This window comes from bacterium (assembly GCA_022616075.1).
In the GTDB taxonomy this organism is placed as follows: domain Bacteria; phylum Acidobacteriota; class HRBIN11; order JAKEFK01; family JAKEFK01; genus JAKEFK01.
The window spans coordinates 1-21,834 of sequence record JAKEFK010000116.1 but is presented as its reverse complement, the minus strand read 5'-3'; the positions used below and the strand labels follow the sequence as shown (position 1 = coordinate 21,834).

General features: G+C 48.3%; 24 protein-coding genes. 9 read left to right on the top strand and 15 right to left on the bottom strand.

Going from position 1 to position 21,834, the window contains the following annotated elements; translation table 11 throughout:
- Window positions 1-166: 166 nt before the first annotated feature.
- On the top strand, window positions 167-2,524 hold the full coding sequence (locus tag L0156_09675; protein MCI0603271.1) for a protein kinase: 2,358 nt from the start codon (window positions 167-169) through the stop codon (window positions 2,522-2,524).
- 174 nt (window positions 2,525-2,698) lie between these two features.
- Window positions 2,699-3,280, top strand: a complete 582-nt coding sequence (locus L0156_09670) for an STN domain-containing protein (protein MCI0603270.1) — start codon at window positions 2,699-2,701, stop codon at window positions 3,278-3,280.
- A 7-nt stretch (window positions 3,281-3,287) separates the two neighbouring features.
- On the opposite strand, the gene L0156_09665 is transcribed toward L0156_09670, so the two are convergent.
- The 6 genes from L0156_09665 to L0156_09640 form a co-directional block, all read right to left on the bottom strand.
- Window positions 3,288-4,556 (bottom strand): glycosyltransferase family 4 protein, encoded by a 1,269-nt coding sequence (locus tag L0156_09665; GenBank protein ID MCI0603269.1) that lies wholly within the window; start codon window positions 4,554-4,556, stop codon window positions 3,288-3,290.
- Window positions 4,553-5,599 carry a glycosyltransferase family 4 protein gene (locus L0156_09660; protein MCI0603268.1) on the bottom strand — a complete coding sequence of 349 codons (1,047 nt, stop codon included), beginning with the start codon at window positions 5,597-5,599 and terminating at the stop codon, window positions 4,553-4,555. Before L0156_09660 ends, L0156_09665 begins: the two co-directional genes overlap by 4 nt.
- Window positions 5,600-5,686: 87 nt before the next feature.
- The gene (locus L0156_09655; protein MCI0603267.1) at window positions 5,687-6,256 is read right to left on the bottom strand and encodes a hypothetical protein; all 570 of its coding nucleotides are present in this window, start codon (window positions 6,254-6,256) and stop codon (window positions 5,687-5,689) included.
- Window positions 6,253-7,038: a thiazole synthase gene (locus tag L0156_09650; protein MCI0603266.1), complete on the bottom strand. Its 786-nt coding sequence runs from the start codon at window positions 7,036-7,038 to the stop codon at window positions 6,253-6,255. Before L0156_09650 ends, L0156_09655 begins: the two co-directional genes overlap by 4 nt.
- A 37-nt stretch (window positions 7,039-7,075) precedes the next feature.
- The gene (thiS, locus tag L0156_09645; protein ID MCI0603265.1) at window positions 7,076-7,249 is read right to left on the bottom strand and encodes a sulfur carrier protein ThiS; all 174 of its coding nucleotides are present in this window, start codon (window positions 7,247-7,249) and stop codon (window positions 7,076-7,078) included.
- A 22-nt stretch (window positions 7,250-7,271) separates the two neighbouring features.
- Entirely contained in the window at window positions 7,272-7,958 is a 687-nt protein-coding gene (locus L0156_09640; GenBank protein MCI0603264.1) for a hypothetical protein, read from the bottom strand.
- Window positions 7,959-8,046: 88 nt separating this feature from the next.
- Between L0156_09640 and L0156_09635 the strand changes: the two genes are divergently transcribed.
- Window positions 8,047-9,048, top strand: coding sequence for a hypothetical protein (locus tag L0156_09635; GenBank protein MCI0603263.1), 1,002 nt, complete (start codon window positions 8,047-8,049; stop codon window positions 9,046-9,048).
- A gap of 110 nt (window positions 9,049-9,158) precedes the next feature.
- Here the strand turns inward: L0156_09635 and tatA are convergent, their stop codons facing one another.
- The 3 genes from tatA to L0156_09620 form a co-directional block, all read right to left on the bottom strand.
- Complete coding sequence (tatA, locus tag L0156_09630) at window positions 9,159-9,365, bottom strand: twin-arginine translocase TatA/TatE family subunit (GenBank protein ID MCI0603262.1); 207 nt, start codon at window positions 9,363-9,365, stop codon at window positions 9,159-9,161.
- Window positions 9,366-11,252: a selenocysteine-specific translation elongation factor gene (gene selB, locus L0156_09625; protein MCI0603261.1), complete on the bottom strand. Its 1,887-nt coding sequence runs from the start codon at window positions 11,250-11,252 to the stop codon at window positions 9,366-9,368.
- A gap of 63 nt (window positions 11,253-11,315) precedes the next feature.
- Window positions 11,316-12,671, bottom strand: a complete 1,356-nt coding sequence (locus tag L0156_09620) for a glucose-6-phosphate isomerase (GenBank protein ID MCI0603260.1) — start codon at window positions 12,669-12,671, stop codon at window positions 11,316-11,318.
- 182 nt (window positions 12,672-12,853) lie between these two features.
- Here L0156_09620 and L0156_09615 point away from each other — a divergent pair, with 182 nt between their 5' ends.
- The 3 genes from L0156_09615 to L0156_09605 all read left to right on the top strand — a co-directional run bounded on the left by L0156_09615 (window position 12,854) and on the right by L0156_09605 (window position 16,600).
- The gene (locus tag L0156_09615) at window positions 12,854-14,017 is read left to right on the top strand and encodes a DUF1343 domain-containing protein (GenBank protein ID MCI0603259.1); all 1,164 of its coding nucleotides are present in this window, start codon (window positions 12,854-12,856) and stop codon (window positions 14,015-14,017) included.
- A gap of 73 nt (window positions 14,018-14,090) precedes the next feature.
- Entirely contained in the window at window positions 14,091-14,867 is a 777-nt protein-coding gene (gene thiD, locus L0156_09610; protein ID MCI0603258.1) for a bifunctional hydroxymethylpyrimidine kinase/phosphomethylpyrimidine kinase, read from the top strand.
- A gap of 14 nt (window positions 14,868-14,881) precedes the next feature.
- Window positions 14,882-16,600, top strand: coding sequence for a hypothetical protein (locus L0156_09605; protein MCI0603257.1), 1,719 nt, complete (start codon window positions 14,882-14,884; stop codon window positions 16,598-16,600).
- Window positions 16,601-16,602: 2 nt separating this feature from the next.
- Here L0156_09605 and L0156_09600 read toward each other — a convergent pair whose 3' ends face one another.
- On the bottom strand, window positions 16,603-16,929 hold the full coding sequence (locus L0156_09600) for a helix-turn-helix domain-containing protein (protein MCI0603256.1): 327 nt from the start codon (window positions 16,927-16,929) through the stop codon (window positions 16,603-16,605).
- A gap of 47 nt (window positions 16,930-16,976) precedes the next feature.
- Between L0156_09600 and L0156_09595 the strand changes: the two genes are divergently transcribed.
- A complete protein-coding gene (locus L0156_09595) occupies window positions 16,977-17,444 on the top strand; it encodes an SRPBCC domain-containing protein (GenBank protein ID MCI0603255.1) in 468 nt (155 codons plus the stop codon).
- Window positions 17,445-17,575: 131 nt separating this feature from the next.
- Here L0156_09595 and L0156_09590 read toward each other — a convergent pair whose 3' ends face one another.
- Genes L0156_09590 through L0156_09580 form a run of 3 tightly spaced genes read right to left on the bottom strand, consistent with a single transcriptional unit; the run spans window position 17,576 to window position 20,096 of the window.
- Window positions 17,576-18,517, bottom strand: coding sequence for a protein phosphatase 2C domain-containing protein (locus L0156_09590; protein ID MCI0603254.1), 942 nt, complete (start codon window positions 18,515-18,517; stop codon window positions 17,576-17,578).
- Between the two features lie 3 nt (window positions 18,518-18,520).
- Complete coding sequence (locus L0156_09585; protein MCI0603253.1) at window positions 18,521-19,492, bottom strand: radical SAM protein; 972 nt, start codon at window positions 19,490-19,492, stop codon at window positions 18,521-18,523.
- 10 nt (window positions 19,493-19,502) lie between these two features.
- Window positions 19,503-20,096 (bottom strand): hypothetical protein, encoded by a 594-nt coding sequence (locus L0156_09580; protein ID MCI0603252.1) that lies wholly within the window; start codon window positions 20,094-20,096, stop codon window positions 19,503-19,505.
- 98 nt (window positions 20,097-20,194) lie between these two features.
- Here L0156_09580 and L0156_09575 point away from each other — a divergent pair, with 98 nt between their 5' ends.
- Window positions 20,195-20,566, top strand: a complete 372-nt coding sequence (locus L0156_09575) for a helix-turn-helix domain-containing protein (protein MCI0603251.1) — start codon at window positions 20,195-20,197, stop codon at window positions 20,564-20,566.
- Complete coding sequence (locus L0156_09570; GenBank protein ID MCI0603250.1) at window positions 20,563-21,135, top strand: hypothetical protein; 573 nt, start codon at window positions 20,563-20,565, stop codon at window positions 21,133-21,135. Before L0156_09575 ends, L0156_09570 begins: the two co-directional genes overlap by 4 nt.
- A gap of 19 nt (window positions 21,136-21,154) precedes the next feature.
- Here L0156_09570 and L0156_09565 read toward each other — a convergent pair whose 3' ends face one another.
- Entirely contained in the window at window positions 21,155-21,538 is a 384-nt protein-coding gene (locus tag L0156_09565) for a BON domain-containing protein (GenBank protein MCI0603249.1), read from the bottom strand.
- 82 nt (window positions 21,539-21,620) lie between these two features.
- Window positions 21,621-21,834, bottom strand: a 214-nt coding sequence (locus tag L0156_09560; protein MCI0603248.1) for a hypothetical protein, incomplete at its 5' end; no start/stop codon positions are given.

Genomic DNA, 21,834 nt, shown 5'->3' with positions numbered 1-21,834 from the left:
GTCAGTTGGAGCGCGGACTTCCAGTCCGCAAAAACATTGTAGCTCGACGAGTTCATTGCGGGCAGGGATGCCGCGCTCCCACTAACTCGCGGCAATTCTTGACTTTTTGGACAGTCTCGCGGGCGTCCCTGCCGGCGGTAGTGAAAACTGTTAGAATGATTCTCAAATGGAGCGTTCACTCGCTGCCGGTGAGATCTTGGGCCACTACCGGATTCTTTCATTGCTTGGTTCCGGTGGAATGGGTCAGGTATATCTTGCGGAAGACACAAAACTGGACCGTCGCGTGGCATTGAAAATTCTGCCACCTGAACTTGCCTCTGATGCAAACCGAATGCGACGTTTTCTCAGCGAAGCAAAATCCGCTTCCGCGGTGAAGCATCCAAACGTTGCGCATATCTACGATGTTGGTACCCAAAATGATCTTCACTTCATCGCGATGGAATATATCGAAGGGGAAACTCTTTCCGATCGGCTCAATCAAGCGGAATGTGACGTGTCCCTTGTTCTGGATACCGGTGTGCAGGTTGCTGATGCGCTGGACGAAGCTCATTCGAGCGGTATCATCCACCGCGATTTGAAACCTGCGAATCTGATGATCACGCGCCGAGGGCAGGTAAAGATTCTGGATTTTGGTCTTGCGCGAATGGAGCAGCCGCAAAGCGGTTCAACAGCCACGCAATTGAGCACAAAAGGTGTAACTACGCCCGGTATTGTGATGGGAACCGTTCCGTACATGAGTCCCGAACAGGTTCTGGGCAAGCCGGTTGATTCTCGTTCCGACTTGTTCTCATTCGGCGTGATTCTCTATCAAATGCTGACCCGCCGGCTGCCTTTTTCCGGTGATGCGCCACCGCAGCTCATGGATTCGATTTTGCACAAACAGCCGGTACCGGTTTCACGATTCAATTACGAAGTTCCACCAGAGCTGGAACGTATTGTACGCAAATGTCTGGAGAAAAATGTTGAAGATCGCTATCAATCGGCTAAAGAACTGCTCATCGATCTTCGTTCACTGAAACGAGAAAGTCAGACTGGAGTATCCGTTGTCCCGGTACGCAAGAAAAAATTACTTTCAACACAAACGGCAATCGCGCTTCTGCTAGTGCTATTGATTGCTGCAGCTTTCCTTTTGTGGCCCCGGCGTGAGACTTTGCATTCGATTGCTGTGCTTCCTTTCGACAATGTTAGTAAGAAACCGGAAGTCGAGTATTTATCAGAAGGGATCCCCGAGGGTCTGATCAACAATCTTTCCAAAGTTCCCGAACTGGTGGTGATTTCCAGGACTTCCTCCTTTGCGTATAAGGATCCTTCTCCGAACTTAAGAAAGATCGCTGATGATCTAAAGGTGCGCACTGTGTTAACCGGTCGTATTACTCAGCAGGCGGATCAACTTTCGATAAGCGTCGAATTGATCGACACAAAAGATAGCCGCCAGCTCTGGGGAGAAAAATACAACAGGCGCGTGGTGGATCTTGTCAGAGTTCAGGAAGAGATCACAGGAACGATTGTCGATAACCTTCGTTTTAAACTGACTGGACAAGAGAAGGCGCAGGTCACTCGAACGCACACACAGGATACGGAAGCATATCAACTGTACTTGCAGGGCCGTTACTACTGGAACAAAGCCACAGAGGAGGGGAACAGGAAAGCCATCGACTTTTACCAGCAGGCAATAGCAAAGGATCCTTCGTTCGCTCTTGCATATGCCGGGCTTGCCGAAGCGTTTGGTCTTGCTCTGGGAGATATCAATATCAGGCCCAGCGACGCGGTCCCCAAAGCTCGCGATGCTGCAAGAAAAGCTCTCGAGCTGGACGACTCATTGGCCGAGCCGCGAATGGTGGAAGGCGTAATTACCTCTTTCTACGAATATGATTTCAAAAAAGGAGAGGAAAGATTTAAACAAGCGATAGCTGCAAATCCGAACTATGCGATTGCGCATCATCAATATGCGTGGAGTCTTACAGTGCGGGGAAGATTCCGTGAAGCAATCAACGAGTTTCAGAAAGCGCGTCAGCTTGATCCTCTGTCAGTTGTGATCGTTCTCGATTCGAATGTCCCACTCAGTTATTCAAAACAGTACGAGCAGGCCTTGCAATTCGTGAAGAAAGCCGAAGAGATGGATCCTAATTTTTTTCTAACTCATTTCGTCTATGGACTCATTTATAACATGAAAGGAGAATACGCTTTGTCTGAAAAATCTTTGCAAAAAGCCGTTCAGCTGGAACGCTCTCCCATTGCTCTTTCGATGCTCGGCACTACTTATGCAAAATTTGGACAAACGCAGAAGGCGATAGGAATCTTACAGGAGCTGGAAAAGTTATCTCAACAGAGATACGTCTCTTCCTATCAAAGTGCATTGATTTACAGCGCTCTCAATCGCAAAAAGGAAGCGATTGCCATGTTGAAGAAAGCATATGAGGAGAGAGATATGCTTATGATGTTCCTGAAAATTGAACCAATTCTGGATCCGCTCCGCTCAGAGCCGGAATTCCAGGAGTTATACCGCCGCATCAAATTCGATTAAAACACTCGCGCCTCGACTCTTCAGATCCTATATTTCCATGGACCGCCCGGACGGTGTCCTCACAATCTCAAAGAGCTTTTTCGCTGGAACCGTAGCCTGGCCCGGTTTCTTGACCCCTATCCACTAGAGCGATTTCTTGGCGTCTTGGCGCCTTGGCGTTATATAATTAAGCATATGGCAATACGCATTTTGATCTTATTGCTCTTTGCATGCTCTCTCTACGCCGATGTGAAAGTTGAGGGTGGGCGGATCAGTGCCGATCTAAAATCGGAGCCGTTGACGCAAGTGTTGGACCGTTTGAAAACAGAAACCAACGTGAAGCTGTTTGTGGATGAGGGTATTGCCGGCAAGACCGTTTCCGCTAACTTTCAAGACCTTCCGGTCGCCATGGCGCTGAAAAAGATTTTGGAAGGGACCGGGATTAATTATGCAGTGCTGGCTGGTGCGGACGGAGAACCGCAATCCGTTTTCATCGGCGGCAGTACATCTCTCGGCAGCTCGCCCAAACGTCTGGATAACAGACCTGTGGGAAATCGTGGCGTCGTAACGCCTGTGCCACCTCCTCCACCTCCTCCGATCCCGGAACCGGATGGACGTCAACCGGTTCAACCGCAAATAAAACCTCTTACGCCAGGCACTGTGAACGTACCCACCGGTGGAGGCTTTGTTCCGAATCAGCAAAAATCGGATCAACCGCCGGAAGGGGAACAGCAGCAGCAACCACAGCAGTTAGACGAGAATAACGACGAGGAATAGCGTCGGGCTAAGGCAGCCATTCTAATATCTTAGGATCAGTCCGTTCGAATGTCGTTTTTAGTAAGTGTTGCTTGAGAATTTCCGCTCCTGATCGCAGATGAAGAGGCAATTCGGGAGACACGAAACTGGATTTACGCTTAAGCGCGGTTTCCACCAGCACCTGATATTTCTCGCGGGCTTTTTGAGGAGTATGATGCTCTTCAATGTATTTGCGCGCATTTGCCGATAAGCGATCTCGAAGATTCAGGTCCTGCAGCAAGGCAGTAAGCGCTGCCTTCAAGTCTTCCTTTTCGTGATCCGGTCGCACTCGCAGAACCGCATTTTCCGGAATTTCCTCGACATCCAACAGCCGGCTGATAATGACCGGTTTGCCTGAAGCAAGCGCTCGAATCAGTGTGCTGGACATCTCTCCGGCTGAAGGATAGCGTAAGTTGAGGACGATATCCGCGCGGGAAATCCACTTCAGAAATTCCTCCATTTCCACATGACCCGTGACAAGCACGGATTCTTTCAAACCAAGCTTTTCGATTTGCCTGAGTACGCCGGTCCGATCCTCCAGCGCTCCAACGATTACGTACAGAAGATTTTCCTGTTCACCACACAGGTCAGCAATCGTTTCTAATATCGTAGAAATTCGTTTTGCCTGCGTCGCGTAACCGAAAGAAGCCACAACCATTTTTCCGGGGTAGATGCCGGTCTCTGTCGTTGTGCCTCCTTCCATTTGAAGACAGGGAATCTTGATCACAGGAGTTTCGCAGATTTGCAGTTTCTTCACCGCGGCATCTGTGTGCACCCCAAGAGCTAATGACGCTCGAACGATCAATTCAAATAAGGGGTAGTGAAAAAATAACAAATCTCCCGCCGCGAAAGTGATCGTGGCATTTGCAATCCTTTCCGCCTGATCCGGATAGACAGATCGCAGTTCCTCCCGATACTCGTCCGTCATATTTCTTTTGAGCAACATATCCGCGCGCGAATGATGCAAACAGTAATCGTGAAACAGCACAGCTCCCGGTTGCTGGAAAAGATAGCCATACATGTATTCGTGAAAGCGGGGTTGATTTCCCATGTGATAGAGCGCCAAATCGTAAGGTATCCTTTTTTGGCGCAGGAAAAAATCTCCATGAGGAAAACCTTCCGAAGAACTCGGTGTGGAGAACGGAAGGAAAACATCGATTTCATAATCTTTCCGGAGCCAGGGAAGTAGAGCATGGTTGTAGTCGGCAATTCCGGTTTTTAATGGAGGAAGCGGTCCAAAGAAAGCGATCCGCTTCATAGGTCCTCCAGCAAGCGGTCCATCACATAATTCCAGCTCAGGTAGGAAATTTTGTGGAATCCTTCTTCTCCCATGTGCCGGCTTTTCTCTTTGTTGTTCAACGCTTCTTCAATGCAGGAGGCGATGGACTGCGGTTGGTTTGTTGCAATCCAGCCGCAAGAATCATCTAACAATTCCAGCACGCCACCGGAATCCGAACAGGTGATCACCGGTTTGCGCGCATAAAATGCTTCCAGCGTTGCCAGTCCCCAGTCTTCTTCAACCGGTCCGTAGAATACTGCTCCGGCTTTCGCGTAGTGGCGGATGACTTCTTCGCGTGAGATCTGACCCGCAAAATGAACTCGTTTCTCGAGCTTGAGTTTTGCGGTGAGCTCTTCGAGTTCAGCGCGGGCATAACCGTCCCCGACAATAACGGCTTGAAAACGCTCCGATACGTATTGCATCGCTTCTATCAAAAGATGAACCCGTTTGTTTCCCGCAAGGCGCGCGACAGAAAGTACATGGTTATCTAGAGTTTCAAAGTAGAAGGCGTCCGAATCCGCAATGGGAGGATGAAGGATTTCTGTTTCCAGGCCAATCGAGCGCTTCAGACGATCCGCAACCGTTCGCGACTGTGAGAAAACTTTCTTGCTTTCACGGAAGGATTCCTGATCCAGTTCAATCATATATTTCCGTATTTCGTTGTCTTTCGAAGTAGGCTGAAAACTTGTGTACGCGGTCTCGTACAGATCGTAGATCTGCCTGTATTGATGCAGCAGCCAGATCCTTTTATTCCTGTGGCGAACCATATAGGCAGGGAATTTCACTGGAATCACCAGATCGATCCGCTCCAACTCTACAAAATCCAGATTGAGGAGTCTCCAGGCCAGACAGCTCTTGAGGAGCTCTTCATGTGGTTGCGTTTGAAGCGGAAGGCGAACCATCTCAGCATCATGTCCCCGCAATCGAAATTGCGCGATCATGTTTTCAACGAAAATTTCGGTGCCGCCATAAACAAAGGGGGTTTGCGCCGAACAAACGCAAATCTTTTTTTTCTTATTCATCGATGATCCGTAGGGGCTGCGCATTCGCGTTCTTTGCGAATGCTCAGCCCGGGCGCAGCATTTGCAAAAAGCGCAAATGCAACGCCCCTACATCTCATTTCGATCGGACTTCTTCAAGGCAGAGACATCCACCTGAAGAGTTTCAATTTTTTTGTCCAGTTCCTGATACAACGCGTCTATGTAATCCCGCATGCCGATTTGAAAACATTCTGCCGTCCCCACCATCTCGCGAAATTTTGTGTCCATCACGGGAATGATTTTCTGAAAATACAAAATGAGCGTGCTCTGAAATTCGCGGATTTGCTGTAGCGACCGGTGGACAGCCTCGATGTATTCATTCATCAGGTGAACTAAAACTGAATTGACTTCGCGTTGCTGTTCGACTACCGGATTGAGATATTGTGAAAAATTTTGGGCAACCTCCTTCCAAAAAACACGATCTTCACTTGCCGAAGCAGAGGAAGCTTCTTTGGAGATATCCCAAATCTGATTCAACGCATCTTTGATTTGTGGGAAGCTGGTGGAGGTTTCATTCGGGAGAGAAAACTGGCAGATTTCATCCAGACGGGTCAGAAGTTTCCCGTATTCCTCTTCTTCTTTTTTGCGTAATTCGATCAACTCCCGGAGTTTATCTTCCAGCCGGGTTGAGCCAATCATCGCGGATGCGGCAATCCTGAGGCGGGTGAGCTCGCTGTTGCGTAGAGCTTCTTCGGCATCCTGCCGGCGAGATATGCCTGGCGGCCGGATTCCAGAGCAAGCTTCATGGCCCGTGCCATACGAGCCGGATCGGAGGCTGCGGCAATTCCTGTATTCATCAGAACGCCATCCATTCCGAGTTCCATCGCGACGCAAGCATCGGAAGCGGTTCCCACTCCGGCATCAATGATGAGAGGAACTTCTGTTATCTTTTCCCTGAGGATCATCGCATTGGCAATGTTTTGTAGCCCCATTCCGGAACCGATCGGCGCTCCCAGCGGCATCACGGCAGCAGCTCCGGCATCGATCAATTTCCTTGCATTGATGAGGTCATCGTTTGTATAAGGAAGAACCACAAAACCCTCTTTTACCAATACTTTTGTAGCCTGTAGCAGCGCTTCATTTTCCGGGAATAGAGTGGCTTCGTCTCCGAGCACTTCCAGTTTTACCCAGTTCGATAATCCTGCTTCGCGGCCAAGCCTGGCAATGCGAATAGCATCTTCGGCTGTGTAACAGCCGGCGGTATTGGGCAGAATCAGAAAACGATTCCGGTCAATATAAGAAAGAAATGAACTTTCCGATCGATCCTGCAGGTTCACGCGCCTGACCGCAACGGTTACGATTTCAGAACCGGATTCCTCCAATGATTCTTTCATCAGATCGAGTGTTGCATACTTGCCGGTTCCAACAATGAGCCGGGAGCGGAATTCGCGACCGGCAATTACAAGTGGTTTGTCATTCATAATGCAAATTAAGTATATAAGTACGAAATTCCGAAGGCTACCCGCCGCCGACAAACTGAACAATCTCGATCGAATCTCCTTCAGCGACGACGCGTTTCGTATAATCCGCTTTCGGCACGATCTCCAGATTCTGTTCTACGGCAACCAGGCGCACATCGATCTCGAGTTGCAAAAGCAAGTTTTCAATTGTGATCCCGTCTTGAAGCTCCATTGCGGAGCCATTTACGGTTGCTTTAACCTTTTTTACCAGTGTTGCTAAAACCTTTTTTCTTTTTGATAAATTGCTTGATCTCGTCCGACCCTGTAGAGTCGGAGAAGGCCTGGACGAGCAAAGCGGCGTTTCCGTCAGGAAATTCGGGAATCGAAAACTCGACAGAAATAAGGCCGTTCTTATCTGTTTTTCCTTCGTGAACCGTGAGCGGTTTTTTCACAGTGCTGATGATCTTTACAATAATCTTGGAATTCTTGACCGGTTCACCCGTCGTGCTGCTTTTCGTTTGAATCGTAAGAGTAACTGCGCTTCCTTCTGTCATGTCTCCCGAGGATTTTAGATCGAGAAGCATCCGCTCTTTTTCTTCTTCGGAAGCAAGATATTCGAGGATCACCTGATCCAGGCTTTTTTTCGTATCGATGATGCCTTCCGCCAGCGGATCCGACATCAGGGCGGCCTGTTTATCATATTTGCCGCCTTTGATTTCCCAGATAACCGTCCGGTGCTGTTTCTCGATCAGAGCCATAATCCTTTGCTCATCGTAACCTTCCTGTATGTCTTCTTCGTAGCTGGTCCGATATGCTTCAAGGATTTCGCCCCCTTTGTAGACGAGGGTTTCGATGACCGGGTTTCCCTTACCACGATCCTCAGTCTGAACGTGGTAAATGATGCCGTTATAAACGATGTCTGTGTTATGACCAGTGATCATTTTCAGGAAGGTTTAGCCAGAGATATTTTAGCTCAAAGTTTCCAATGGCGGTAGTACCGTCACCCGGAAATCGTCATAATTAAAGGTCATGCGGAAGTACGAATCCTTTTATGCGGAAGAGTCTATTCGGGGACTGCCGGAGTACGCAGAAGTCGCGGCCAGGTATCCCTACCTGCAGTGGATACAGGATTATCAGTCGTTTCGAAAACAAAACATGGTTCAAGAAAAAAAATCTCTGATCTTTGCACGCAAACGGGGGGCCTGGCTGAAGCCGTTTCATTGTTATGACCATGCTGCTTACCGGTTTTTGAGTCTGGACCTTGCTGAAGGATGTTTGTTTGATTGTGTTTATTGCTATCTTCAGAGTTATTTGAATCACGGTGCGCTGGTTCTTTTTCTCGGTATTGAATCTTTACTGATTGAGCTTTCCAATCTCGATTCTCAACGATCCTGGATTTCGACCGGGCTTTTATCAGACAGCTTGCTTGCGGAAAGTCAATTTCCATTCCTGAGAAAAATCAGCAGGCACATTCCGGCTGGTTCGGTGCTGGAATTGCGAAGCAAAGCCACCGACCTCACCGGTCTTGCAGATCCTGAAATAGTCCGCGACCGCATTGTGGTTTCCTGGTCCTTGAACCCGCCGGAAATTGTGCAGACGCATGAATATGGCACTTCCCTGCTCGAAGAACGCTTGAATGCAGCATCAGAGGCTGTTCGGCTGGGCTATCAAATTGCGTTTCATCTGGATCCCGTTTTCTATTTCGATGGTTGGAAAGAATCCTATGCGAAACTGTTCAACAGCCTGGAGCAGTTTCCGAAGAATCGACTCGCATTTCTATCCATCGGGTTGTTCCGTTACATGCGAGATCTGGGGGCCGTCATTCGTAGAAGGTTTCCGTACCATCCGGTTCTCGCCGGCGAGTTTTTTCCCGGTGAAGACGGCAAATACCATTACTTTCGCGCGATTCGAAAAGAGATGTACGAAGCTTTCAGCATGTGGCTGGCAAAATGGAAAGAGATCCCCATCTTCTGGTCGATGGAACCGGATATGGGAATAATCTCCAAATCACAAATCTCAAAAAACAAATAAATCCCAATCACAAATTCTCAAATGCTCAAACTTGCTTGCGAGGGCCCGTTTGAAAATTGAGCTTTGAGATTTGAATATTATTTGTGATTTCGGATTTGAAATCTGGTAATTTATTTTTCTCTTTCTTCGGCGCTGTTGCCCAGATCCTTGTCTTTTTTGCTTCCTTCTTTAATTGATGATTTGAAGTTGGTAATTGCAGCACCGAGACTTCTGCCTATTTCCGGCAGTCGCGCCGCGCCGAATACAAGCAGGAGCACCAGAAGGATCAGAAGTAGTTCTGGAACTCCGATGGGTCCGAGGAACGCTAAGAATTGCATCTACAATATTATACGCTCGTTTCCCGCCCGGCGGGTAATTCCCTCCCGGTCCAGGTTTTCCAGCAGGGGGATTGCAAATTTCCTGGTGATTCCAAAAAGGGCTTTAAAGTCAGGAACAGAAAATGTTTTTTGAGTCGTTTTCAGATTGCGGATCTTCTGTTTGAGATCTTCCCACGCAAGTTTGTGCAGGAAATAATCATCGGCTATTTTGACCGCTTTTTGCTCTCGAACCAGCAAATAAAGCAAGCTTCTGGTTTTTTCGATCGGCTCTTTCAATTCTTTCGCAAGTTCATCGAGCCCCGGTGTTCCCAGACCGAAACGCTGCAAGTATTCTTCGATGCGCGAGGCCAGCGATTCCTGTTGTTGATCGAGTGCAACTTTCCGGCCGAACATAGCGATCAAATCTTTTTGAATTTGAAACAGTTTTTGATCGATCGCGCGGTCGAGAATTGCCGCAAAGACCTCCGCAGGAACGGTTTTTAGGAACCTGGAACGAAGCTCTTCTTTTGGAATACCAAACTGCAGTGGATTTTTTTCGTGGAAGGATTTTACTGTGTCGGTCATTTTTCGCGTGAGATCGAGTTCAAATTTTCTGTTGATCGCCAGGTATGGATTTTTCCGCAGAAGGACCACCGATTCCTCGTGCAATTGCGCAAATTCCTGTGGTGGCATCCCCATTTTTGCTTTTAAGTAGCGTTCGTCCGCTCCGGACATGGATTTCATCTGAACAGCAATGGCAAGTCGGTCTTCCGGATTCCCTTTTTCCAGGATTCTCAGCCGTTCGATGGCCGATGCGTCCCCGGCCGATACCCTTCGCATAGGGAGATGATCGAGAATCACACCGCCTCCAATGGTGGTAAGGGGAGAATGTCTTCTGAGAATAAAACGGTCCCCGGAAAGAGCATGAATGGAGTTTTGCAGGCGCAGTTGCACGTATCCACTTTCTGCCGGTTGCAAAACTTCTGTGCCAAGAAGCGTGATTCGGGCCAAAATGTCGGTTGTAAGATGATGAAATCGTATCAGCGTATTGTGCCGGATCGGGTTCGAATTCGGTAGAAGGGATATCTTGGCATCCAGCAGGCTTGTGGGAACAAAGAGGTCCGCTTCTGTCAGCACATCGCCGCGCTGGATCTCTTCTTTTTCGATTCCCTGCAAGTTCAGGGCCGTCCTCTGACCACTGAAAGCTTCTTCGACATTCTTATCATGGGCGTGGATCGAACGGACCTTTACTCTTTTTCGAGAGGGCATCAGTTCGGCACCGCTTTCTTTCCTGATTTTTCCGGAAATTAAAGTGCCGGTAACGATTGTCCCATGACCTTTCAGTACAAATACGCGATCCACGGGCAACCGAAAAACCCCTTTTCCCGGATGCGTTCGCACTTCTTTGATTTTGCGAATCAACCCCGCTTTCAGGGTATCGAGTCCTTCCCCAGTCTTTGAGCTTACCGCAAAAACCTCAGCATTGGAGAAAGGACTTCCTTGAACCAGACTTTGAATCTCTTCCTTCACAATCTCCAGCGAGTCGTTGTCTGCCAGATCTTTTTTTGTGATAACAATCACCCCATCGGGTATGTGAAGAAGCCGGCAAATTTCGAAATGCTCGCGAGTTTGAGGCATCACCGACTCATCCGCGGCGATAACAAGCATCAACAAATGAATTCCACCGATCCCGGCCAGCATGTTTTTGATAAAACGCTCGTGACCGGGAACATCGATAAAACTGATGTCGATCCCTTCCCATTGTGTGTGAGCAAAACCGAGATCGATCGTGATTCCACGGGCTTTTTCTTCAGGGAGGCGATCTGTATCAACCCCGGTGAGCGACTTCACGAGCGCAGTCTTGCCGTGATCGATATGTCCCGCCGTTCCAATGATGATCGACTTCATATTCTAGGAGTAGCACAGGCGTCTCGCCTGTGAAGCTCGACAGGCGGGACGCCTGTGCTACTTTTAAATACGATAGCGTTTCAGATTTTTCTGCCAGGCATCGAGTTCCGCTTTTTTCGATTCATATCCGGCGCGTCCCATCATTGCGTAGGTCAGGCGTTTTCCTTCTTCGACTCCCGGCTGGTCAAAGGCATTGATCTTCCAGAATTCACCGGCCATTGCTGTTGCAAATTCGAACAAGTAGAACAGAGCGCCTATGTTTTGCTCAGTAATGCGGTCGATTTCAATCGTAAAATTCGGTCGCCCGGACCGCGCCAGAGCCGTCGCCGTTGCGGCATGTTCTGCAAGAAATAACTGCTGTAACGACTTTCCTTTTAGATAATTAATCGAGTCCACGGAAAGATCCGTGTTCAGCACAAAATCCTTTATCGGTTCACGAACAGTTAAAAACTGAATGACCTTATCTTCGGGGCCCTCCATATATAACTGGATTTGTGAATGCTGATCGGCTGCTCCTTCAGTCGCTATGGGAGTTTGTCCTTTGCCCTGTTTGCCGAGACTCTCAGCCCAGAGCTGGCAAAACCATTGCGCAAACGATTTGAGGCGGTATGAATAAGGCATGAAGATTACATTAGACTTTGCGCGCGCATCGCAAAGATACGTCAACAAAAAGGCGATCAGCGCCGCCGGATTTTTCTGCAAATCCGGTTCCTGGCACATAACGGACATTTCCCTGGCGCCTTCCAGAACGGATTCAATCCGAATCCCGCTGTAAGCGGCTGATAACAACCCGACCGCGGTCAAAACCGAGAATCTTCCTCCCACGTTCGGCGGAACGGGAAATGTTTTGAACCCCTCTTGTTTCGCCAGCTTGAATAGATCTCCCGATTGCGGATCGGTGATGGCTATGATATGCGAGGATGGTTTCAACTTTGCATTTTTCAGAATCTGATAACAGATCATGAAATTCGCGAGAGTTTCCGCGGTGCTGCCTGATTTTGTCACAACCTGAAACTGCGTCGTTGGCAGCGATTTCACTTCCTGCAGAATTGCGTGAAGCGCGTCGGGATCGATGTTGTCGCAAATATGAACTCGCGCGAAATGTTTTTCCTTTTGAATCAAAGGATGATTCAAAGCTTGATGCAAGGTTCGGTTTCCCAATGAGGAGCCCCCGATCCCGATCACGACGATGTCTTCAAAACGAAAAAGCGTTTCTTTCACATACTCGTCTATTTCTACAGTATTCGTAGTCTGAAAAAGATCGAAGAAACCGAGTTCCCCGCTTGTTCTTCTTTGATTGAGAGCGGAGAGCGCTTGCTGCAGATTTGTCGTCTGAAGATTCAACAATTCATCCGGCACTCCATTCTTTGGTCCGATATTGGAGGCCATGCAGTGACTGTAATCCATATGTACATTCATCAATCTTCTCCTTTAAATCGTAGTGGCAGAGCATTTGCGGCAAATGCCGGATGGCCATTGCATGAACTCTGAACTTGGCAATTACAACAACAGATGCAAAGGCGTGGCAAATGCTCTTCAACTACCCGGCTACAACTCAAGTTCAAAATCTAAGATATGCTAGAATTGGGTGCAATCCAACCATGGTGAAAACCGGTCTCGACGTGCTTTTGAGTCACAAAAAAGCTTTGCCATCCGGTAGACGAATCGCTCTGCTGGCCAATCCCTCTTCCGTGAATTCTTCCTATCAGTTTATTGTGGATCGGTTTTTGTCGGAGAAAAGCTGGGAAGTGAAAGCGCTCTGGGGACCTGAACATGGATTGCGTGGCGAGATGCAGGACCAGGAATTTTGCGAAGCTTTTCCGGATCCGAAATCCGGTTTGCCTGTTTATAGTCTGTACGGACAGAATCTAAAGCCCACGCCTGAAATGATGCGTGAGATCGATCTGGTTGTTTTTGATATGCAGGATGTTGGGGCTCGTTACTACACTTTTATTTACACGCTTTCCTATGTGATGGAAGCATGCATGGAACATCAAAAGGAGGTCGTGGTTCTGGATCGCCCGAATCCGATCAATGGTGTCGATGTGGAAGGCCCCGTTCTGGAACCCGGTTATGAATCTTTTGTTGGTAGATTTCCGATTCCGGTACGTCACGGGATGACGTTGGGTGAGCTCGCGTTTTATTTTCATCAAGAGTTTCAGCTCAATTGCCGGCTGGAAGTGATTGAGATGGAGGGCTGGAACAGGAATTCTTTTTTTGAAGAAACCGGACTGCCGTGGGTTCTGCCTTCCCCGAATATGCCGACGGCTGATACTGCAGTTGTTTATCCTGGCATGTGCCTTTTCGAAGCCACGAATGTCTCCGAAGGGCGGGGGACTACACGTCCTTTTGAAATTTTTGGAGCTCCCTGGATTGATCCTGAAAAATTCTGCCGGTCACTCGAACGGTTCGAGTTAAAAGGAGTGGTTTTCCGTCGGCTTTATTTCCGCCCAACTTTTAACAAGTTTCACAATCAATTGTGTGGTGGCGCTCAGATGCATGTGACCGATCGCCGTTTGTTTCAGCCTGTGAAGACAGCCCTGTGCATTCTATTCGTTTTGCTTCGCGACTATGCAAAAGAGTTCCGCTGGAAAGATCCACCCTATGAGTTCGTGATGGACCGTTTGCCCATCGATATTCTATGGGGCAACTCCTGGATCCGCGAAGATCTGGAAAACGGCGTTGCGCCGAATGACATTGAACGGAAATGGCAGAACGGACTGGCAGCGTTTTTGAAAGTCCGCGAAAAATACCTGCTGTATTAAGTAGGGGCGACCCTTGTGGTCGCCCGGAAGGGCAGGCACAAGGCCTGCCCCTACCTGGTAATGAAAGCCGCAAGTGGATAAAAACATTTTAACGATAGCTGGGTTTGATCCGAGTGGATGTGCCGGAGTAGCAGCCGATCTGAAAACGTTCCAGGCGTGGGGCGTTTACGGTGTGGCAGTGATCACCGCAATCACGGCCCAGAATACTCAACGGGTTTCTCGTGTTTACCCGGTTTCAACCGATTTGATCCAGGCACAATTTGAATCGATTCTTTCCGATATCGAAATTCATGCGGTCAAGATCGGATTGTTGACGGAGTCAACGATTTTAGAGCTTGTGGTTTCGCTGTGTAAAAGATTTCAATTGACGAATATAGTAGTAGACCCAGTTCTGCGATCAACCACTGGTTTTGACTTCGCGAACCCTGCGATTGTAACCGCATACAAAGAAAAATTATTTCCGGCCTCCGATATCATCACTCCCAATCTCGATGAGGCGTCAGTATTTGCAGAGATGGAAGTGAAGGATGTGGTTTCTATGAAAGAGGCTTCTATCCGCCTGCATAGATATGGAGCGAAAAATGTGGTGATCACCGGTGGTCACCTGGAGAATGAGGCCGTGGATGTCTGGTACGACGGCACGCGGCACGAAATTTTTGTTGCGCCCAAGGTAATGGCTCAATCTCGAGGGCTGGGCTGCACATTTTCTTCCATTCTGGCGGTGCATCTGGCGAGGAATATGGAGCTATCCACAGCAATTCCAGCAGCGAAAGATTACATCGCGCGCGCGATGGCCCATCCATTCAAGATCGGCAGGGGTAGAGGCCCGCTGAATCACAACATCACTTAACTATAATTGCAATCATGAAAGCATTAGAATTTCTTCTTGCACTAGCGCTACTATCCACTATGGCATTTGCCAAAGATACAATTCGGTTCTCCATTTCCTATCCGGATACCGTCTCTTCGAAGCCACAGGATGGGCGGTTACTGTTGTTGCTCTCCAACAATCCTGAAAAAGAGCCGCGCCGTCAGATCACAGACGGCATCAATTCCCAGCTGGTTTTTGGTATTGACGTAGAAGGAATGAAGCCTGGCGAAGAACGAATTGTGGATGAAGAAGCTTTTGGCCATCCCATCCGTAGCTTGAAAGATGTGCCTGCGGGAGAATATTTCGTGCAAGCTCTCTTAAATCGCTACGAAACATTCCATCTGAAAACCGGCCATACCGTAAAACTTCCTCCGGAAATGGGAGAAGGACAACAGTGGAATGAGAAGCCCGGGAATTTCTACAGCAAGCCGGTGAAGCTGAAAATAGATCCAAAGAATGCTTCCGCAATACTCATCGTGATGGATCAGAAGATTCCACCCATTCAAGAGCCCGCCGATACGAAGTATGTGCAGCACATAAAAATGCAAAGCAAGTTGTTGACCGAGTTCTGGGGACGACCGGTGTACGTCGGAGGTCATGTTCTCGTGCCGCATGGATTTGACGAACATCCTGAGGCCCGTTATCCGCTGATGATTTTTCACGGACATTTTCCGGCAGATGTCAGCGGTTTCCGGACCGAACCACCGGATCCGAACCTGAAACCCGACTACAGTGAACGATTTCGTGTCAGCGGCTACAACAAAATTCAGCAGGAGGAAGCGTACAAGTTCTATCAACAGTGGATCAGCAAAGATTTTCCACGTTTTCTCGCGCTCGAAATCCAGCATGCAAATCCTTATTACGATGATTCGTACGCCGTAAATTCTGCAAACCTGGGACCGTATGGCGATGCAATTACTTATGAATTGATTCCGTTCATTGAAAAGAAATTTCGCGCAATTGGCCAACCCTGGTCGCGATTTCTTTATGGTGGCTCTACCGGCGGCTGGGAGGCTCTTGCAGCGCAAGTGTTTTATCCAGATGAATACAACGGGGCATTCGGGGCGTGTCCGGATCCTGTCGATTTCAGATCCTACATGACGATCAACATCTATGAAGATAAAAATGCTTACTACTATGAAGGTCAGTTCGCCAGAATTCCACGACCCGCGCATCGCAATTATCTCGGTCAGCTAAGCGCAACGATGGAACAAAACAATTATTTCGAACTCGCTCTGGGAACAAAATCGAGGTCCGGCCAACAATTTGATATCTGGGAAGCAGTTTATTCGCCGCAGGATCAAGATGGTTATCCGAAACGAATTTACGACAAGCTCACCGGAAAAATTGATCCCGAAGTTGCAAAATACTGGAAAGAGAATTTTGACCTGCGCCATATTCTGGAGCGGGACTGGAGCAAACTCGGACCAAAGCTTGAAGGAAAACTCCATTTGTATTGCGGAGATATGGACAACTATTACCTGAACAATGCCGTGTATTTCATGGAAGAGTTTCTGGAAAAAACAAAGAATCCTCATTACGGCGGGGAAGTGGATTACGGAGATCGCGCCGAGCATTGCTGGAACGGAGATCACAATAATCCGAACCACCTGACCCGGCTTCGCTACCACACGATGTATCTGGACAGAATTCTAAAAAGAATTGAAAAGACCGCTCCGTCTGGCGCCGATCTGAAAAGCTGGCGCTATTGATCTTACATCGATTCTAGATCTCGTTTCAGGCGTGCAAGCAAATTCACAGATGGTTCCGCGTAACGGCTGATCCAGCGATCATAGATTTGTTTAATTGGCAGGACGTTCAGATAATTCCAGCGGAGGCGCCCTTCCCGCTTACTGATCACAAGTCCGGCGTTGACCAGCACCCTCAAATGAAGCATTACCGTGCAGCGATCAGCGCCGGGAAATAAATCGCAAATCTCGCCGGTTGTCAGAGGCCGGTTCTTTAATTGATCCAGAATCTCTCGACGACGCCGGTTCGCTAGCGCCTTAAAAACAGCTTCATCTTTCCGTTGCCTTGACATGTTATAATATTATAACATATATTAAAAGCAGAAAAGGAGAAATTATCATGGAACAAATTAGTTTTACGGTTCATCTCAGCATTCTGAAACCGGTGGAGCAGGTTTTTGATGCCGTGATTCAGCCTCAAAAGCTGTCGGGTTACTTTACGGCTTCCGCCAGCGCTCCTATGCGCGAAGGCACGACTGTAAAGTGGCGTTTTCCTGAATTTCCTGAAGAATTTCCAGTCATCATTCGCCGGATCATACCCAACGAATCGATTACGCTCGAATGGGAATCGCAGGAGGGCGGATACAACACAACAGTGACTATGAAATTCGAACCGCTGGATGAAAACTCAACACTGGTTTCGATCAGCGAAGAGGGATGGCGCCCAACAGAAAAAGGAATTCGAAGCTCTTACGGCAACTGTAGCGGCTGGATGCACATGCTCTGCTCTCTGAAAGGGTATCTGGAGTACGGAATCAATCTGCGCAAAGGATCGTTCCTGAAACCGGAAATCTACATGAATCCTTAAAAGTGTTTTGCCCGGATTTCCCCTCCTTATGAAGGAGGGGACTAAGGGGAGGTTGGAATGAAACAAATGTTTATCGTTTTTTTCGTTCTCGGTTTGCTGGTGGAACACCAAGTTTGATACCCGAGGAGTGTTCACGAAAGAGGATTGGGAATTGAATAGCGCGCCAGTAAAACAGTCACATTATCTTTACCCCCTTTTTCGAGAGCAAGATTCATCAGTCGATCACAAACATCGGATGATCCTTCTGATGCTGCAATCACTTCAGCGATTTCCTGTTCATTCACCATGTCGGTCAATCCATCACTGCAGAGCAAAAGCCGGTCGCCGTCCAGGAGCCTCACATGGCGGATTTCCATTTGAATTGTCCTGGATTCACCACCCAGAACGCTTGTAAGAGTGTGACGCATCCGGTGAGTCGAAACCTCCTCCGGAGAAATCGCGCCGGCATCTGCCAGAGCCTGCGCTACGGTTTGATCATGTGTGAGTCGCTTCAGTTTGTTTTGCCGAAACAGATACGCGCGTGTATCGCCGATGTGAAGAATGAAGAGATCATCGCCAAAACTGTAGGCACCGGTCATCGTAGTACCCATTCCCTTAAGCCGCGGATAGGCTTCGGCGTACTCCATCAGCGTTTGATCTACGCGTTGAAAGTATTCTTCCGCGCGCTCTATCACGTCCTTCAATTCGGTCTCCCTGGTTTCCGGATTGTCTAATTTAAGCGCCCATTTCGCCGCATTCAAAATCAAACTCATCAATACACGAATGGCCATGGTGCTGGCCACTTCTCCGGAGGCGGCGCCACCCATACCATCAGCCACCGCCATTCCATATCCAATCTCATCGGAGCGGTCCGGCAAATCTCCCGCTTCCAGACTGGTCATCACTTTTTCCCAGTAACGCCCCGAGCGATAAATTATGTAGGCATCCTGATTGTTCGGGCGCGCATAGCCCGTATGGCTTGAAGCCCCGAAATCAATGGAAACAAGACTTGAAAATGGCCGCGGTGGTTGAACAGGATCCACTGAAAATGGAAGTTCAGTAATTACCGTATCAGCTGGATTGAAACTACGCATGATTCACCTATTCCGGATGTGTTTTATGCAGGCGCCCACTTTGAGAGATGCGTCAAGAATTTGTCCGACACGAATACCAAAGGGCAGTTGATGACGTTGTACAGCATCCATTCCGGCCGACGCAATGCACCCGCAGTTTTTGCAATCAGGATTTCCACCAAATTGACAAGGGGTGATCAACTTTTCAAAATCGGCGGAAATGCAGGTCGATAGTCTGGCGAAAGTACACTCGCCTGGTGAATTCGGCGGATTTTCATAGAATTCGGCCACTCCACGTCCGACATCCAGCTTTGGGTACTTTGGCTTCAAATCGAGCAAATCTTGAATCGCTTTCCAGCGATCCTCCGGCGTTAGTCGCTCTTTCGAATTCTCTCCTTTTTGCGGCGTGAAAAGGCTCATCCAGATTCGCTTTGTTGTTGGTTGATCCGACCAGAATTTTACAAACTCCTCCAAGTATCCATCACGAACCAACTGCTGGTGTGTCAAGGTGCAATGAACTGAAACCTGATGACCGGCAATGTTCTTTAAGATGCGTTCGTATGTTGCAGGTTTTCGGCGCTCATCGTGTTCCGGTTGCAATCCATCAATCGATACACTGATTCCCAATCGCGGAATGAGAGCCCATTCTTGAGGAATCCTGCGAACAGCGCTTGTTACGAGTTGCGTCTGAATTCCCATGGTTGCCATCTGTGGAAGCAACTCATCCAATTCACGATATCGTACGAGTGGTTCTCCCCCGACAAGGGAAACGTGAGACGGTTTGTGCTCGCGCAGTAAGCCCAGCACACCGTCGATCAACGCCTGTCCTTTCAGATCCCGAACTTGCCGGAGTGTGATTTGACCTCCGAGATGCTGATCTCCATACGCGTAACAACCGGGACAACTTAATGGACACTCACGGGTCAGCTCGATGGATAAGAAGGGTTTGTAACCTATGAGCAGCCTGCCCCAGGCACGAAATATTACTCCCAACATTGCAAAATCCTCACTTCTTACGCGGTTCTTCCAAATTTGCGTCCGGCCGCTGATTCTTTCCGTTTCGAATCTGACGAACCATTTCAATTAGTGCCCTCGCGTGATTTTTTACTTCCGTCTGTAAACCGGTATCGCGGTCCAGATCATCATGACTTGTGGCATACGGAGTGTAGTAACCGACGTATCTCGCAAGACCAGCGTTCGGACCGGCCGGTATCAGCTCCATGTCTGTTAACATTTCTCCGGGACACGTTTGATCGCTGCTGGCTGCTCCGTTGATCAGCAAAATGCCGGATTTGGCTTGTGAATTACGGTACAACTGTTCGGCATCAGCGATCTTCTTTCGCGTTTCCAGCCACTCAACGGGCAGTGGAAACTCCGGATCCTCAAAACCAGGGCCCGCAGGCTTCGTTCGCGGACTTTTTCGATACTCTTTATAAGCCTCGTATGCTATTGTCGCAATTTTTTCAAATTCATTTTTTGCAAAGTCAAAAGCAGGATCGTAAAAACGTTGGGAAAAGCATTCGAGGAATTCCGCTGCCGAAAGCTGAACGTCCGGCATCCCTTTTACCACGCGCACTGATCTTTCCTTTTCGTTCGGCATTGTTTGGAGAGCTACCTTGGTGAAATGTATTCTTGAAAATATGGAATGGCAAGCGGTGCTTGACATACTTAGCGTTGCTCGATATACTGAGCATCATAATGAAAATGCAGGCCCCCGCGATTGGCAGTTTTCTCAAGGCGGCACGGAACTCGAGGCAACTTAGCTTGCGAGCGGTCGAAAAAGCGGTCGAGATCTCGAACGCATACCTCAGCCAGTTGGAGAGCGGGAAAATTCAGGGGCCCTCTCCGGTCATATTGCACAGGTTGAGCGAGTTGTACCAGGTGCCTTATGCAGATGTAATGCAGCTTGCGGGATATCCATTTCCCAAACCTGAAATGAATCAACCGTCGTTGTATTCCCGGCTTGCCTTAAGTCTTGGACCGGTCACAATTGAAGAAGAAGAGGCTCTTAAGGAATACTTGCACTTCCTGCGCTGGAGAGGAAAAGCGAGTAGAAGGAGAAAGAAATGACTGACTTACTGCGATCGTTCGGGTTGCCCGGAGGAACGCGGACCACCAACATCCGCATGTCAAAACTGGACCGTCTGTTAGAAGGTTCCAGGGCAAAAGCAAATTGGATCGAAATGGCAAAGATGCTTTTTTGGAGCGACAATGACGAGAGAAGGCAGGAGGAAAACGGAAAATTTATCTCGCCCGAAGGCAAATTATTCATGGCCGACATGAACCGCACAAACCAGCGCGGAGATCAACTTCGTTATCTTCTTCATTTGATCATAATCGTTGCGATTGCTGAAAAGCGAACACAGGAAATCTATGAAAGAGATTTTTCTGAACGTTGCGACAGGATTAGTGAGGTTCACAGTCTGAACGATTCTCAGTTTTGGGACGCCGAAGAAGTCCCGGAAGAATGGGTAGAGCTCAATGTGGAGTTTGAAAAGGTCGCCAATCAGATGTTAATAGGAACCCTCAGAGAATATCATCACAATGAGATTGCAGATCTGGTGCGTGACAATGATTCTCAACGAATTTTTCAAATGATTCAGGATGTTCAGCTCGATCGCCCTGTAGAAGCTTTATAATCAAAGACATCATGGATTCTTATTTGCTGTTTGTAGACTTCACGATGAGATCTGAACGGACGCTTCGTACACCATTGGCGGATCGTCCTAATTTCATAGCGCGATCGGCTTCAGCTTGAGTGTCAACTCTTCCTTTCAATGTAACGTTGCAATGACTCGTATCGACGTTAATGTTTGAAGCGGATATCAGTTCATCGGCGGCGAATTTCATCTTTATGTCCGATGAAATATTTGCATCAATTCTTTGGACCGTGTAATCAAGGTTATGAGCAATCTGCGGAGTTGTCTCTATTTGGCCTTCTCTGTTCCGGACGCCTGCACTGTTGGTCGTCGCGCAACTCCAAAAAGCAAAAACGATAAGAACAAGAGTAAGAACGGTACACCAATCCCTGCTGTATTTCATAATTTTGTCTCCTGGTTGAACTTTGCACTTCCGAAAAAAGAAAGAGCGGCCTTGGCCGCCCTCTCCCGCAATCATGTTACGGTCAGACAGTTAGTCCCGCAGCAATCTTATGAAAAGTGGAATTTGATACCTGAAAGAGTTTTACTTCTGGTGTCCCTTCGATTACTTTCGAAAGGGTCTTGACTACTTCCGGATACATTAAACGGTTGTAATCATCGGCATTGATCTTCTCGTTCCAAAAACTGATCCCTGTTACTTCAGAACGCTCTGTAGCAAGCAAGCTGACCTCATCACGG

Excerpts from the sequence above, each read along its gene's own strand:
- L0156_09675 (MCI0603271.1), top strand. The coding sequence starts at position 167 with ATGGAGCGTTCACTCGCTGCCGGTGAGATCTTGGGCCACTACCGGATT.
- L0156_09670 (MCI0603270.1), top strand. The coding sequence starts at position 2,699 with ATGGCAATACGCATTTTGATCTTATTGCTCTTTGCATGCTCTCTCTAC.
- L0156_09665 (MCI0603269.1), bottom strand. The coding sequence starts at position 4,556 with ATGAAGCGGATCGCTTTCTTTGGACCGCTTCCTCCATTAAAAACCGGA.
- L0156_09660 (MCI0603268.1), bottom strand. The coding sequence starts at position 5,599 with ATGAATAAGAAAAAAAAGATTTGCGTTTGTTCGGCGCAAACCCCCTTT.
- L0156_09655 (MCI0603267.1), bottom strand. The coding sequence starts at position 6,256 with ATGATTGGCTCAACCCGGCTGGAAGATAAACTCCGGGAGTTGATCGAA.
- L0156_09650 (MCI0603266.1), bottom strand. The coding sequence starts at position 7,038 with ATGAATGACAAACCACTTGTAATTGCCGGTCGCGAATTCCGCTCCCGG.
- thiS (MCI0603265.1), bottom strand. The coding sequence starts at position 7,249 with ATGGAGCTTCAAGACGGGATCACAATTGAAAACTTGCTTTTGCAACTC.
- L0156_09640 (MCI0603264.1), bottom strand. The coding sequence starts at position 7,958 with ATGATCACTGGTCATAACACAGACATCGTTTATAACGGCATCATTTAC.
- L0156_09635 (MCI0603263.1), top strand. The coding sequence starts at position 8,047 with ATGCGGAAGTACGAATCCTTTTATGCGGAAGAGTCTATTCGGGGACTG.
- tatA (MCI0603262.1), bottom strand. The coding sequence starts at position 9,365 with ATGCAATTCTTAGCGTTCCTCGGACCCATCGGAGTTCCAGAACTACTT.
- selB (MCI0603261.1), bottom strand. The coding sequence starts at position 11,252 with ATGAAGTCGATCATCATTGGAACGGCGGGACATATCGATCACGGCAAG.
- L0156_09620 (MCI0603260.1), bottom strand. The coding sequence starts at position 12,671 with ATGAATGTACATATGGATTACAGTCACTGCATGGCCTCCAATATCGGA.
- L0156_09615 (MCI0603259.1), top strand. The coding sequence starts at position 12,854 with ATGGTGAAAACCGGTCTCGACGTGCTTTTGAGTCACAAAAAAGCTTTG.
- L0156_09605 (MCI0603257.1), top strand. The coding sequence starts at position 14,882 with ATGAAAGCATTAGAATTTCTTCTTGCACTAGCGCTACTATCCACTATG.
- L0156_09600 (MCI0603256.1), bottom strand. The coding sequence starts at position 16,929 with ATGTCAAGGCAACGGAAAGATGAAGCTGTTTTTAAGGCGCTAGCGAAC.
- L0156_09595 (MCI0603255.1), top strand. The coding sequence starts at position 16,977 with ATGGAACAAATTAGTTTTACGGTTCATCTCAGCATTCTGAAACCGGTG.
- L0156_09590 (MCI0603254.1), bottom strand. The coding sequence starts at position 18,517 with ATGCGTAGTTTCAATCCAGCTGATACGGTAATTACTGAACTTCCATTT.
- L0156_09585 (MCI0603253.1), bottom strand. The coding sequence starts at position 19,492 with ATGTTGGGAGTAATATTTCGTGCCTGGGGCAGGCTGCTCATAGGTTAC.
- L0156_09580 (MCI0603252.1), bottom strand. The coding sequence starts at position 20,096 with ATGCCGAACGAAAAGGAAAGATCAGTGCGCGTGGTAAAAGGGATGCCG.
- L0156_09575 (MCI0603251.1), top strand. The coding sequence starts at position 20,195 with ATGAAAATGCAGGCCCCCGCGATTGGCAGTTTTCTCAAGGCGGCACGG.
- L0156_09570 (MCI0603250.1), top strand. The coding sequence starts at position 20,563 with ATGACTGACTTACTGCGATCGTTCGGGTTGCCCGGAGGAACGCGGACC.
- L0156_09565 (MCI0603249.1), bottom strand. The coding sequence starts at position 21,538 with ATGAAATACAGCAGGGATTGGTGTACCGTTCTTACTCTTGTTCTTATC.